Genomic DNA, 14,222 nt, shown 5'->3' with positions numbered 1-14,222 from the left:
TTAACTACATAACAAAAGTCAGGAACAGATCGGAAGGTACCTCGTATGTTAAACAACCATAATAAAATGACTATTACTTCCCTACAACATAATCAAATAGAGGATATTCCCGCTACTAATGAGCCGTTTTCTATCTTTGGTAAAGTTATTCCAAGTCTTCAATCAGGAAGGTGGTCTTACAAAGAATCTTTATTCGAGAACAGAAAAGAAATTTGGTTTCCAGACGACAAGCTTGATTGGGATTTGTACATAGACAAAGACGACAAAGCGCTCTTTTTAGCGTATTTAGACGACACATGTATTGGTCAAATTCGCATCATTCGAGATTGGAACAGGTTTTGTTATATCGAAAACATTGCCGTAAGAAAGGATTTTAGAAAGTTAGGCGTTGGTCTTCATCTTTTAACACGCGCAGAGGAATGGGCGAAAGAGCATCAGCTAATCGGCATGTCATTAGAGGCGCAAGACGATAATCTTGCTGCATGTCGTTTTTATGCAAAACACGGCTTCATATTAGGTGGCGTTGATACATTAAAGCATTCGAATAATGTCGCGATCGAGGCAACGTTATACTGGTACAAGCTTTTCAGATAATAACCATCTATAGATCCTTTAAAGGAGGAATTTTTATGCCTACATCTATTATTCTATTTGACGGGTATTGCCACGTTTGTGATGCAAGCATTCAATTTATAATGAAGCACGATAAAAAAGATACGTTTACCTTTGCCTCTCTTCAAGGAGAAAAAGGCGCGCAACTAAAAAAAGACTACGATATCCAAGTGGACAGCGTAGTCTTGATCGAACCATCAGGTCGAGTATATACAAAATCGGATGCGGCGCTTAGAATTTGTAAACAATTATCTGGCTTTCCAAAAATCCTGCAGATCGGTCTGCTTCTGCCTCGCTTTCTACGAGACGCCGTTTATGAGCTCATTGCAAAAAATCGCTATCGATTCTTTGGCAAACGCGACACGTGTCGCCTACCTACACCAGAAGAGCGTGCCAAATTTTTAGACGGGTGATGGGAACGTCTTAGGATGCAGTAAATAAGCAAGCTTTTTTAGTCCAACAAAAAGTCGCGGGGATGGTCGGCAAAATAATGCCTCCTCTAAAATGAGGATGTCACGTCCGTCTATCTCCTCGCGTTTTTCTAACACAGATAAAGGAGCAGGTTTTGTGCCAACCCAAATTGCGATTATCTTTTGCGGGTTACGAGCAAGTACTTCTTCCCAGGTTGTTTGAACACTCGCTTCCTCCACATCTGCAAATACATTCCGTGCCCCAGCAAGCTCCGCCATTTCTGTGAGCCAGTTCGTTTTCCCAGGAGTAAAAATCGGTTTCGGCCACCACTCAAAGTACACATCTATTGGCGTAATCTCCGAGCCCATTTCTCTATAGAGCTGCAAGACCCGCTCCATCTCCTTTGCCGCAGCATCCGCCTCTTCAACATTCCCAATCATTTCTCCAACTTCCCGAACAATAGAAGGTATTTCACCCAGTTGCTCGGGATTTTTCACAATCGTATAAGGAATTCCTCTCTCCTCTAACCCTTCCACATTCTTTTCCATCCCAGGGACAGATAAGGATGCTAAAACGAGATCAGGCTCTAATGCTTCGACCTTATCTAGATCAATCGACAAGTCGGGTCCAAGCTTAGGCACGTCTAAATCTGGTGGATAGTCGGAGTAGTCGTCGACGGCAATAGGATCAACTCCAATTGCGTGGAGGATCTCCGTATTACTTGGGCAAAGTGAGATAATACGCACAGCTACATTCCCCTTCCTTAGCGAACGTTAATACGAAGTCCATTCTCCGCAAGTAGTTTAGCAAGCTCTTCTTCACGGCCTGCTATCGTAAACGCTAATTCTTCCATACTCACGTCATAGACATTCGGAATTTCTGTCACAATTTTAGCTAATTGTTTACTGAGCCTAGTCGATGCTTCCCCTGCTATCAGCTTTTTGTGATTACGCTTAAAGGCTGGATCCAGCTCATCAATATTTTCATACAACTCTTCGATCGTGCCGTACTCTTGAATAAGCGGGAGCGCAGACTTCTCGCCAACTCCAGGGCACCCAGGAATATTATCACTCGGATCACCCAATAATGCCTTCACATCTACCCACTGGCTCGGCTCAATCCCATACTCTTCTTTAAAATGCATATACGAGTAATGAATCTCTTCCTTCTTTTTAACGAAAATTTGAGTCGTCGACTCATTTAAAAGTTGCAATAAATCACGATCGTTACTGTAAATATACGAACTACCTATCTCCTCATTGGACCACTTTGTTGTAAGTGCGCCAATAATATCATCCGCCTCAAAGCGTGGTACGTGAAGCTGGTGAACGTCCATTTTTTCTAATAGATCGAGCGCAAGTAAGTACTGGTCAATAAGTGGCTCTGGTAAATCTGTTCGCTGTGCCTTGTACGTATCCGTCAAGTCATTACGAAAGTTATCCTCGCGCTTCCCGTCCCAAGCTACGATGATGTGTGTGATGCCAAGACTTTCGCGCAGCTGAAATAGCTTACTAAAAAACACGCGCAGTGCACCGGTATAACGCCCTTGCTCATTACGCGTCAGTTGCTCCGGCTCCTTTCCGTAGGACGTAGCAAAATATCCTCTGCTCAGTAAGTTAAATCCATCAATCAACAGTAGTTTTTGTGTCATAGTATCCTCCGATGTGTGGGCATAGCGCTTGCCATGCATCTAATTTTTGTTCAAATGTTTTTATGTATCTACCAGGTACTGGACTAGTCGAGGGCAGTTTAATCGCCTGAATATCTAGGTTATGCTCCTTTTTATAGCGCTCAAATAACGTATGTGCCTTTGATCCATTACAAGCGACGACCTGAATAGTCGCATGTTCATGCAAAAACCTTTTCAAATCATTTGGCTTCGCATCCTTAATATTCGAGTCTAAGCTCCCCTCTCTATAACACGACTCTATCACATCCCAAATCGCAATACCGTGATTTTTAATCACTTCCACCCGCTTTTCATACGAAAAATCAGGTAAAGAAGGATTTTTTATAAGCCTACTTATAATCGGCCAAAAGTGATTTCTTGGATGTGCGTAATATTGCTGAGTTTCTATCGATTTTACACCTGGCATCGATCCTAAAATAAGAATGGTAGGGTTTGATCCGACGACCGGATCCATGGAGACAACGTCCATTAGTGATTCCTCCTCACATGAAGCGGTTCATTTGTAGCGATCGCATGTTGCAATGCTTGCAACATATAGCCAATGCCTTTATAGGGAGCAAGCGGGCGAACGATATCCGTCTTGTGACGCACAATAGGCTTCACCACTGAGATATATTTTTTACCTGTTAACAAAACAATCCGATCATACGTGTAGGTACTTAGCTGAGCCGCGAGCTCCTTCTGCGAGATTCCTTGATTAGTAGGGAAAGTGAGGTCGTAGTTTGCTGGTACTATGTCCTTCGGTGCTAAAAATCCGTGCTTCGCCGACAGAATAACGTAGCCATTACAAAACATGCTAGCGTACTCTTTTGTCAATTTGTGAAGAGTCCCAATATATGCTTCGTCCGCTCGTGTAGGACCAACATCAGAAACATCCCAGATTTTTTTCTTCCCACATGGTAGGATCGCTAAGTCCATGATGATACCTCCATTTCCTCTCTATTATGCTACGCTTTTTTTCTTCTCGAGACAACCGTCCAGATAATACCGACTGGAATAAGCGCAAAGCTTGCATAAATCGCGTTCCATTTAAGAAATGTAAACAGAGGTGCCAGTGAATCAATGAATGGCGTCGTAGCAGGATATCGATACATGACGAGTGATGCTGCCATATTTTCGGCAAGATCAAAAAGAGCTGCGAATGTCGGCAAAAGAACAAGTCTACTTGGCATAGCAACTCGCTTGAAGGAAAGCGCGAGCGCTGTCGTCAAGAAAAACCAATAAGCAACTGGCCAGACTAGGTCAAAAGTGAATCTAGCACGAATATAGTAAGCACGTCCTTCCTCTCCATATTTGGCTGCCATCTCATAGAGATCTTGGCTTGAATACAGATAAGAGCCATCTGGCGATCGGTCTGAGCCAGTGACGGCACTTGATTCCATCGCTTCGTTAGGTAGAACGAAAGCAATAAATGAGGCAAAGATGATAAGAGCGATTGCAAATAAAATCCAAGATGCAAAGCGTTTGTGGAATTGTTCCATGTTGGAAACCTCCTTTTGTAGAATAGTTTAGTTTACATAATATAGTTATAGTTAATAAATATGTTTAATGAAATGCTATCTAGTTAGTGCAGCTCTCCGAGCTGTCAGCCCTACGAACACTCTCGGCATAGGGCCGGTCTTTGAGCTTCCTCGTCGGCAGGTTGCGTCTATCGCATTACCCTAAACGCCTCCTGTGGGATCTCAAAAACCTCTTTTCCCTATGGAGTGTCTCCGAATGTTCTTCGGGTCTGCCAGCTCTGCGTTTAATTTAAAAGATCTTGTGAATGAGCTTGTAAATGTCAAATTAGTCATGTACATTTTTGATTGCTTAAAGTTGTACAAAATCACTTCTCTTCTTTAACAAAAGCTCCTTCTCTCTGTATAAAGGCCTATATTATTTACTACTTCAACGTGATGTAAAAATGTAGCATTTTTTCCCAGAGCTGATTAGTTCTTTCAGGTAAAATTCGACAAGTAACAGACATGAGCATAGATAAACTTAAAAAAACTACTTTTTAATATCAGTAAAGTAGTTCATGCATCTTAATGATGTCAATGTAATAGTTTTTAAACATTAACTTTTATGCAATTCATTTGCTAAAATGATTCAATAGCTACAACCATTTACATTGCCTTTAATAACTACATTTGTTTATTTAGTTCGATAATCTCATTGATTACTTCTGAAGACAGGAGATTATCATTGATCATTTCAATATCTTTAATAAATGTTTGGGTTACACGTTTAATTTCATTTATAACTTCTTCTTTACTTACTGAAGTAAATTCGGTTTTGTTTTTAAATACTTCATGATGTTCCGAAATTATATGGCACTTTAATACATCGGAATATTTTATCAACTCCACTATTCGAACTAACACCGTATTTTCTTTACAAGTCATCTCTATCCAAAAAGAATCTGTTTCGGGTATCCAAAAAGCAACATATGACTTTTTTTGAAGAGCTATGGCTGCCTGGTTTAAAAGGCGTAACCAAAATGTTATAATTTCGATTCCAAATGGTAAACAATCATCTACGTATCCTTCGTGTAACTCATTAATAACTATCTCAAATTGACCATAAATATCGTAAACTTGTTCATTAAACGATTTTATATCCATAGTTGATATATCTTCGTTTTCTTCTAGGACGATACGATAATTAATCTTAAACATTTCAATCCCCCTAGAAACCGAAATTTGATAACTTATATTTGCAGTTACCATACGCTGTTTGAATCTTTCCATTTCAAATAGGAACTATAATCTTTTCTCCGAAAACAGTATGAACATAATCTACATGATTAACTCCTTTATCTAGAGCTTTATTATAGGCTATATTTGTACCTTTAACTATATAATAATTAAACCACTTTTTATTAAAAAAGCTTCATTCCGAAATTTAGCTATCTACTACTTTTCTAGACGAATTTGCTATTTCCCTAGAAATTTGAGTTTTTACATTATCGAAACTATGTCTGTTTAGAATATGCTTAGATTTTGATTTAGAAATAATAACACTGCTATTTTTCAATCCTTTAGCAAACCCTAGTATCTTATTCCCACCCATGTGCGTGATCTTTCCACCTGGCATGAGGCTTAAAAGAATATTCTTCATACTAGGATCATTCTTAATCGCCTTATGGGTGCTATACGCGGTATAAGCTTTAAATCCTGCTTTTGCTAAGAAGATAATCAACGGAATCGGCACGCGACCATCTGGATCCACAAAGTTAACCGGATTGTTATCGGCGTAAATATACAGGTTTGTATCTGCGACGATATCGCGCGTTAAGAATCGTCCGATATCGGCATCGTAGTAACGAGTCTGCACGTAGTACAAGCTTGTCTCTTCATCATACACGTAGCTCGCATAACGGAATGGGTTCGCTTCTCGTAAAAGACGCCCATCACCAGTTAGGTCGTTTCCAATTTGACCGATGATATTCCCGTACGCATCATACGTATACGTGACAACCATGATTCCATCCTCGTCACGAAGACCAAGCACATCGCCACGATGATTCAGCACATACAGATATGTTTTTGGCGAAGCTCCAGTATGATCCGTATACGTCATCAATTGACCAAGAGCATCTCGGACAAAGCTTGAGCGGATGCGGTTTTGTCCATCCGTGATGTACGCCAAATCTTTCCCTGTGTAGTAATAGTGCTCGGTGCGAGAGCCGGCTACTTTCTTCGTGCGCATGCCATGATGGTTATAGTCATATGTCGCAATCGTTGCGCCTGCGCGCTTCACTTCTGTTAACTCTCGGTCCGTGTTATAGACAAAGTTCGTGTCCCCACGTGACGTCGTGTTTCCAACGTGATCGTGCGTGTACGTGAGAGATCCTTGTTGAAGCAGGTGATTCGCTTTGTCGTACGTGTACGTTGTGCGAGCTGCGCCAACGGTCTTCGCAAGACGGTTGCCTAAGAAATCGTACTCATAGGATTGGTCGAGCGTGATGGCGCCAGCGGCGTTGCGCTGCGTCTCTTTACGAAGCTGGTAGTCGTTATCGTATTCGTACGTGACGCGTGCTCCTGATAACGAGCGCACCTCGGTAATATGCCCATTCTCATCAAATGTGAGTTGCTCATCCGACACGACGTCGCCATTTGATTAGCCCATTAATAAATATTTTTTAAAAAAATAGCACAATTACCTAAAAATCAACTAAAGATGAATGTAATAAAATAGTTGAAAGTTTAATTTGATGTTTTTTCGACTTATAAAAACCTTGAAAATTTAATAATCCTCAAGGTTTTCATATAACACTTTTTAATCTCTCCGTTCAGCTAAAGAGAGATAGTATTCCTCATAACCAATTTCAAAGGTTATCAACTCAGAGACAAAATTTAGAAAAGATAGGCTTGAGGAAGTTGAAATCATGGTAATTGGATCACTTTCTGACAGGTTAAAAGAGAGTATTCTTTCGTTATTACTCTCAAAAACTGATAAACCATTTTTAGTTAAGTCTGTCTTCACTAAATGAAGTTGCTCAATATTACCAAGATCCTCATTAGGATTGGTGAGAAGATTGAGACTGTTAATCATTCTGAGGTATTGCATATTTTTAAAAACCATTGTAATATTTTCGAAACTTTCTTCGTCTCTGATCCTATTTGCGTTAGGATGTTCATATGTTATTTTAGCATCAATGTGAAGCGTTAAAGTACAATTAATTGGATCAACATTAATTCCTGTCAAATAACTATGTTCAAATAAATACCATTTTAAGTTCATACTGTCCCCCCTATTTAAGGCTTATTGGAGTATGGTTACCTGCACTTTTCCGAGTTACCGGATTACCTAACGGGTTAATTCTTTGTCCACTAGAATCTTTTATTTCTACATGAGCTCCTGAACTACCCGGGGCCCTGTTACTGCCACTCTTTTTAGTAATTCTTGCCGTACCATTTTTATCCACCCATTTTTCTGGTCCATTAGATGTTTGAGTTTTTTTCGAACCTCGCGACTCTGCATATTTTCTTAAATCTGAAGCTTTAATTGTTTTTGAGGCATCTATTCCAAATATATTTTTTGTGACCTTTTTAACATCTTTAGCCCCTTTCGCAAAGGCCAGTATCTTCTTCCCACCCATTCGCGTGATCTTTCCACCAGGCATCATGCTTAAGAGAATATTCTTCATACTCGGATCATTCTTAATCGCCTTATAGGTGCTATACGCCGTATAAGCTTTAAATCCTGCTTTTGCTAAGAAGATAATCAACGGAATCGGCACGCGTCCGTCCGGATCCACAAAGTTGACTGGATTGTTATCGGCGTAAATATACAGGTTTGTATCTGCTACAATATCGCGCGTTAAGAATCGTCCGGTATCGGCATCGTAGTAACGAATCTGCACGTAGTATAAGCTTGTTTCTTCATCATACACGTAGCTTGCATAACGGAATGGGTTCGCTTCTTGTAAAAGACGCCCATCACCAGTTAGGCCGTTTCCAGTTTGACCGATGATATTCCCGTATGCATCGTACGTATACGAGACAACCATGACCCCACCCTCGTCACGAAGTCCCAGCACATCGCCACGATGGTTCAGCACATACAGATATGTTTTTGGCGAAGCTCCAGTATGATCCGTGTACGTCATCAGTTGCCCGAGGGCATCTCGGACAAAGCTCGAGCGGATACGGTTTTGGGCATCCGTGATGTACGCCAAATCTTTCCCTGTGTAGTAATAGTGCTCGGTGCGAGAACCGGCTACTTTCTTCGTGCGCATGCCGTGATGGTTATAGTCATACGTGGCAATCGTTGCACCTGCACGTTTCACTTCCGTTAGCTCTCGGTCCGTGTTACAGACAAAGTTCGTATCCCCACGTGACGTCGTGTTTCCAACGTGATCGTGCGTGTACGTGAGAGATCCTTGTTGCAGCAGTTGATTCGCTTTGTCGTACGTGTACGTTGTACGTGCTGCGCCAACTGTCTTCGATAGACGGTTGCCTAAGAAATCGTACTCATAGGACTGGTCGAGCGTGATCGCCCCAGCGGCGTTGCGATGCGTCTCTTTACGAAGCTGGTAGTCGTTATCGTATTCGTACGTGACGCGTGCTCCTGATAACGACCGCACCTCGGTGATATGCCCATTCTCATCGAACGTTAGCTGCTCATCCGACACGACGTCGCCATGCTTATTTTCTTGACGAATGCGCGACGGCTGACCAACCGGGTTATAGTCATAATACGTACTAAACGACTCTGCGTTTAGTTTTAAAAATGCTTTTTTGATGCCGCCAGACTCATCGTACATGTAGTCCATACGTTGTCCTTGTGGACCCTCGGCACTGTTCGATTTCCCAGAAGCATTGTGGGTAAAGCGGATAAGTCCAACTGAAATACGTATAGGTTAACGTATTTCGTGTGCCATTAACAGCGAGATACTCTTCTTTATTTGTAAGTCTTATCAAATAAACTTTAAAAAGCTATAAACACATTAATTCGACAAAATTCGAAAAGTGACCAGACACCAGTAAATAATCATTGGTAAGTAACTTTCATTCGACACGCCACCCTTTGTAAAAACCTTAAGAGAATACTATCTTTCTCTCAAGGCTTTTTCATTATTCCAAATGAATGTTTACCATTATAAGACCATTTAAAATATACTTACATCCCTCAGTTGTTTCAGACGCTAGAAATTCATTTGTCGGACTCCCAAATTTTAACCACCTATCCGAAATACTCATTAAAACCTTATTTAGTTCGACCTCGCTTGTCCCATCTAGAAGCGATAGGTCTATTTCCACTACATAAGCATTTTCTATCTTCCAGTAAGCCTCAATCTTTTGTATCTCTTGACTCTTTAGAATTGGATGAAACTTTTTTATAAAACTCCTCAAAATTGATCGAGTTTGGGAATCATTTTTTGAATTTACAAATAATCGTACAAACATTTCAAATCACCCTATCTATGAGTAATTTTATCATCCAATTAGACTTTTTAATGCGAAGCCTCTTTACTCAGTTGAGCTAATCTTAAAGTACTGATTGTCAGTCCGCACTGCACTATAAATAATAAAGCTCTTGAACTTTAACAATGAGGGGCTATTATATTAACAATTTAAACATTAGATTTTATCTTCTTAAATTATCCAATAAGCTTCGCTATAATTTAGATATGCCTTACGTACACTACATTAGCTCGGCCACCCGTTCATTCTCCAATTAGCCAGGATGTTTCAGCAAGTAGAAATACGTTTTGAGAGTTGAATGGGTATGGATCCGTGTATATCATCAGTTAATCGAAGGCACTTAGAACAAACCAAAGAGAATGATGTTTTACCCATCGGTAATCTGGCCAATTTAAAAGAACGTGAGTTGCTCATCTAATACTACGTCTCTATCCTTATATTCTTGAAAATTACGTGACGGCTAGCCAACTTAGTTCTTGCCCTAATATGTACTATAAGAGTTTGTATTATATTTGAAAACACTATTTTATTTTTCCGGAGTCATCGTTTATATAGTCCATGCGATACCCTTGTAAGAAACTCGGCACTTTTCAATTTCCCAGAAGGATCTTAAGTGAAGCTTAAAGATCCTCTCGTAATACTATAGGTTATCCTATATCTTGGTTCATTAGTAAAAGAATAATCTTCTTTATCGTTAGTCTTGACATATGATTTTTATAGATTTCCCCGCATACATATACTTTAATATTCGACAAGTGACACAGAGAACGAGCAATAAATAAAGAAAATAAATATGCAGTAAACTGTTCTGATTGATCTTAAATAATGAAATTCACTTTAAAGAAAAACCCTTAAGAGAAAAATTCCTTTAAAGTTTTTAAATACTATTAGAGTTTAATCCGGTTGCTTCAATTATGATGTGCTCACACGTATCACTAAATAATTAAATTAATTTTAAAATATGGATAATTCACTTCCTATAAAATTAATACATAATAAAATCAGAATCATCCACATCTCCTTCTAATGTAAAATATAATCTATACTCTCCTAATACACGCTCTTTATACTCAATACTTAGGTATGAGACTAAATGAATATAATCAAATTCTGGAAAGTTTCTTAATTCTATTGATACTTTTTTTATATAACACTCTAAATCCGTTTCCACAAATTCTCCAAAATAAGAATGAAACTCCTCTTCTTGTTCTACTCTATAATTATTGAAGCTAATCAAAAAATGGTCTCTAGTTTGTTTCTCTACTCTCCATTGTTCTACTATATTTTTAAATTGATCTATTTTTAAAATAATAAACTCCTCCTCATTTGCTTAGAAAGTAATTAATTAAATTTCTCGACGGTCTATACCCGTAAAGATTACCGAGTTTACTCATAGTAATTACTAAACGACTCTTATTTATATTTTAGAAACGCTTTTTCGATTCCACCGGACTCAATGTACATTTAAACCATGCGTTGTCCTTGTGGACCCATAGCATTATTCGATTTTCCAAAAGCATATTGGGTGAAGCGTGCTTGTCCCACTCTTGAGTACGTAAACGTTTATACGCCGCCATACTCGTTATGCGTATAGTTTAACGTATTTCGTAAGACGGTCTCAGCAGGAAATTCTTCTTTAAATATAGTCATTACAAACAATTTCTAAAGTGCTATCCATTTATCGTTCAGTTAAATTTAACAAGTGACAGCGTACGAGCAATTTACAAATCAACTTTTGCACTCTACAAAAGTTTCTATTTACATCCAAGTACACTTAAGACAACTTTATTTTTCGAGTACATTAACGATTCAATTAGTGTTATATAGCGAAAACAGGTTTGTCATTATGTACATTAAGTATTAAACTATCTAGTTCTACCTGTCTTAGTATGCTGATTAAAATAATCATACCGACTAAGTTAAGAATAATCTGATAGCTCCATAAAAAAACCTTGAAAGGTATGATGCCGCTCAAGGTCTATTAATTTATATCAATTTCACTTTTTAAAATAATCATCAATAACTTTTTCATCACTACAGCCGACAATTAATTCGCAACTTTCCGGTGTCAGAAAAAACCCTAATGTTTGCACCACTATCTCTTTGCTCGCTGGTTCTATGTGATAATGAATTCCTTCATTTTGGGTTCTTTTTCACCTTAAATTCTTGTTTTTGCCGAAGCCCACAGCCACATTCTTCGCAATAATGAGTAGTGTCATAGATAGTCTCGACATACTCATCCTCTGGTTGGGGATATTCCCATCTGTATGTAGGTCTAATTGTATACCAAGCGGCTTTTTTCATCTCGCTCTTCGAATAGATGCTTTCTGCTATAGATGAGAGATCTTCTTTGTCTAATAATCTGTTAAATTCTTTTGTCCACTCTTCTTCTTCCTTTTCGACTATATAGGCAACTACCAGATCTGTTTCATCCTCTTGAATGTTTGCGTTATGATCTTTTAAAAAACGAATAAACGCTGGGTTTATATCTGTCTTGTCATATACAATTCTGTGCCTGATTTTCATAGTCAAAGCCCCTATTCATACCGTATTTTAAATTAGTTAGTGATTGAATACGTGCTTATCTCATCTCTAACATTACTCTCATCCCATGTTGATTGGCATGCCTTTTTCATTAGTAAGCTGCTTAAATGATGTATCATCAATGCTTTTAATCTGATGACATAATGTGAGTGCTATAGAATGAGCGTGGAATGTACTGATTAAACGTAATTATCTCCTCTTGAGGTTTTCCTACTAAAGAAAGTTCTAGCATGCCAACCTCCCTTCTCGTGCTAAAAAACTTGTATCTCACAAGCTACTTAATCTAATCACCAATTGCAACAAGGAGTTTATTTTCGTCTACTGCCTTTTTAGAAAATCCAATTAGGTCTTCTAAAAATAGGTAGACCTCCTTATTTTCTAACTGATTGCGACATAACTTGCATAGTAAGATCAGGTCACTTATCTCATCTGATGAAAATATTTTATAGCCATATGGATCTAACCCTATTAACAGCTCTGCACGCGATGTAACGAATCCTCGATTATTGTACAAATAAAGGTGGACATTATCTTCTAAGTCTAAATAGCTATCTGATGTTAATGCTTCAGAAATCGAGTTAGCTAGATAAAATGTCACTGCCAAGTTAATCCCTCCTATTTAGTAATTCGACAAATATATCAATTTCATCATGCCTCTTTATCATAAAACATTCTTTTATTGTTCACATCCAGAGATCAACTTACCTTTCAAATCGTAAACTCGTTATTCATACACGTGTATGTTCCACCCCTATTATTAACAACCAAATAAACTTCTAGTAGCTTATGTAAGATTAGTACTTGTAAGCGTTATGTTTATGGAACTCAAAGTGCCTAGTTCCGAAAGTCAACCTTCAAGAATTAATGGTGCAAGTAAACCCTCCTGTAATTTATATTAATAGACAAGTGACAGGCACGAGCAAATTATCGAGCAGCAACGAGGGAAAAAGTGTCTTCATAGTAGTAAACGTTTTATGAGGGGGAAAGTTGCGATTAAAATTCAAAATAATTTATTAGACAGGGAGAAAGCGAAGGCTAGGTATTTCACTCTAAGTATGGATGTAGCTTATGAGATCGAAGTTATTATTGGAGTTGATGTTTATTAATTTAGGCATACTTTTCAAAGTTTAGTGCGTCAGGATACTTTAGTAATGCTCTATACACATAGAGAATTGTTATGTAATTTATCGTCGGACAGCGTTCTCATTCGGCACTCCACCCTATATAAAAAGCCTTTAGAGATATATTCTCTTAAGGCTTAAATTTGACTTTAAATACTTTTACTTATTTTACAATCTCCCAAATAAGGTTGTATTTTCGGCAGCACCCTGTCATTAAAGTCGTTAATTTTATCGTATACACATAAAACCGGTCCTTCGTTATTTTCAATTATATAGATTAAATAATTAAAATGTTCGATGTCTAATCCCTTTGGCAATATGACACATCTAAACAAACTTTCAATTGTAATCGCTTTTTTAATATCCTCTCTACCGTTTGTTTTATACCAAATAATATTCGGAACATTTATTGGCATTTCTTCAGGAAAAATCCACTTATTATTTTTAAACAACTTATTTATATTAATAAAGTCTTTATCTTCAACGCTCTCATATTTTAAATTATCTTCGATAGTACTGAATAGAATAGTATCATTCTCAGTACAAAACGAAAGTACTATTGAAATTACATCCTCTAAATCAACTTGATAAAACTTGTTAATATAATGAAAACTATTCAAAGATACCCCTCCTTTTTTAAGGTTTAAAATATATATGATTATTTGATAATTTCGTTGTACCTGATTTATACCGCTGGTAGTGTGAAGGGTAAAAACCTCCTGACATACTATTTTTTGTGTTGTTTCCAATATATTGCGGTTGCCCTAAATGGATTTCACCAACAGGCTTACCATTTTAATAAACAATCTTTCTTGCATATCAAATGTGTTTCTGGCAGGTCTAACTGTATAGCCATTTTTCTTTAAGAAATCATTCATACTACCAAAATGACGTGTCCAATTCTTATTTTTGGATACATTAACCCACTTACCA

General features: G+C 38.1%; 15 protein-coding genes. 2 read left to right on the top strand and 13 right to left on the bottom strand.

From position 1 onward, the window contains the following. Positions 1–45: 45 nt before the first annotated feature. Positions 46–594 (top strand): GNAT family N-acetyltransferase, encoded by a 549-nt coding sequence (locus FLK61_RS09780; RefSeq protein WP_176009284.1) that lies wholly within the window; start codon positions 46–48, stop codon positions 592–594. 35 nt (positions 595–629) lie between these two features. Next, a complete protein-coding gene (locus FLK61_RS09775; RefSeq protein ID WP_176009283.1) occupies positions 630–1,025 on the top strand; it encodes a thiol-disulfide oxidoreductase DCC family protein in 396 nt (131 codons plus the stop codon). On the opposite strand, the gene FLK61_RS09770 is transcribed toward FLK61_RS09775, so the two are convergent. The 13 genes from FLK61_RS09770 to FLK61_RS09710 form a co-directional block, all read right to left on the bottom strand. Beyond that, positions 1,014–1,769, bottom strand: coding sequence for a helical backbone metal receptor (locus FLK61_RS09770; RefSeq protein WP_176009282.1), 756 nt, complete (start codon positions 1,767–1,769; stop codon positions 1,014–1,016). The two genes, FLK61_RS09775 and FLK61_RS09770, sit on opposite strands and share 12 nt — an antisense overlap. A 17-nt stretch (positions 1,770–1,786) precedes the next feature. Then, positions 1,787–2,674: a 5'-3' exonuclease gene (locus FLK61_RS09765; RefSeq protein WP_176009281.1), complete on the bottom strand. Its 888-nt coding sequence runs from the start codon at positions 2,672–2,674 to the stop codon at positions 1,787–1,789. Further along, complete coding sequence (locus FLK61_RS09760) at positions 2,649–3,182, bottom strand: DNA-deoxyinosine glycosylase (RefSeq protein WP_176009280.1); 534 nt, start codon at positions 3,180–3,182, stop codon at positions 2,649–2,651. Before FLK61_RS09760 ends, FLK61_RS09765 begins: the two co-directional genes overlap by 26 nt. Continuing rightward, the gene (locus FLK61_RS09755) at positions 3,182–3,631 is read right to left on the bottom strand and encodes a DUF6884 domain-containing protein (protein ID WP_249777713.1); all 450 of its coding nucleotides are present in this window, start codon (positions 3,629–3,631) and stop codon (positions 3,182–3,184) included. Before FLK61_RS09755 ends, FLK61_RS09760 begins: the two co-directional genes overlap by 1 nt. A 29-nt stretch (positions 3,632–3,660) precedes the next feature. Next, positions 3,661–4,194, bottom strand: coding sequence for a hypothetical protein (locus tag FLK61_RS09750; RefSeq protein ID WP_176009279.1), 534 nt, complete (start codon positions 4,192–4,194; stop codon positions 3,661–3,663). Positions 4,195–4,836: 642 nt separating this feature from the next. After that, a complete protein-coding gene (locus FLK61_RS09745) occupies positions 4,837–5,370 on the bottom strand; it encodes a hypothetical protein (RefSeq protein ID WP_176009278.1) in 534 nt (177 codons plus the stop codon). 226 nt (positions 5,371–5,596) lie between these two features. Further along, on the bottom strand, positions 5,597–6,799 hold the full coding sequence (locus tag FLK61_RS09740) for an RHS repeat domain-containing protein (protein WP_176009277.1): 1,203 nt from the start codon (positions 6,797–6,799) through the stop codon (positions 5,597–5,599). Between the two features lie 174 nt (positions 6,800–6,973). Next, positions 6,974–7,438, bottom strand: a complete 465-nt coding sequence (locus FLK61_RS09735) for a hypothetical protein (RefSeq protein WP_176009276.1) — start codon at positions 7,436–7,438, stop codon at positions 6,974–6,976. A gap of 10 nt (positions 7,439–7,448) precedes the next feature. Continuing rightward, the gene (locus FLK61_RS09730; RefSeq protein WP_176009275.1) at positions 7,449–8,972 is read right to left on the bottom strand and encodes an RHS repeat domain-containing protein; all 1,524 of its coding nucleotides are present in this window, start codon (positions 8,970–8,972) and stop codon (positions 7,449–7,451) included. Between the two features lie 301 nt (positions 8,973–9,273). Further along, complete coding sequence (locus FLK61_RS09725; protein ID WP_176009274.1) at positions 9,274–9,606, bottom strand: hypothetical protein; 333 nt, start codon at positions 9,604–9,606, stop codon at positions 9,274–9,276. A gap of 2,154 nt (positions 9,607–11,760) precedes the next feature. Continuing rightward, entirely contained in the window at positions 11,761–12,150 is a 390-nt protein-coding gene (locus tag FLK61_RS09720; protein ID WP_176009273.1) for a hypothetical protein, read from the bottom strand. 301 nt (positions 12,151–12,451) lie between these two features. Continuing rightward, positions 12,452–12,772 carry a hypothetical protein gene (locus FLK61_RS09715; protein WP_176009272.1) on the bottom strand — a complete coding sequence of 107 codons (321 nt, stop codon included), beginning with the start codon at positions 12,770–12,772 and terminating at the stop codon, positions 12,452–12,454. A 666-nt stretch (positions 12,773–13,438) separates the two neighbouring features. After that, on the bottom strand, positions 13,439–13,909 hold the full coding sequence (locus tag FLK61_RS09710; protein WP_176009271.1) for a hypothetical protein: 471 nt from the start codon (positions 13,907–13,909) through the stop codon (positions 13,439–13,441). Positions 13,910–14,222: the final 313 nt, after the last annotated feature.

The sequence above is a fragment of the Paenalkalicoccus suaedae genome (genome assembly GCF_006965545.2).
Taxonomy (GTDB): Bacteria; Bacillota; Bacilli; order Bacillales; family Salisediminibacteriaceae; genus Paenalkalicoccus; species Paenalkalicoccus suaedae.
The sequence above is the reverse complement of the archived record's forward strand: the minus strand, read 5'-3'. Positions and strand labels throughout refer to the sequence as shown.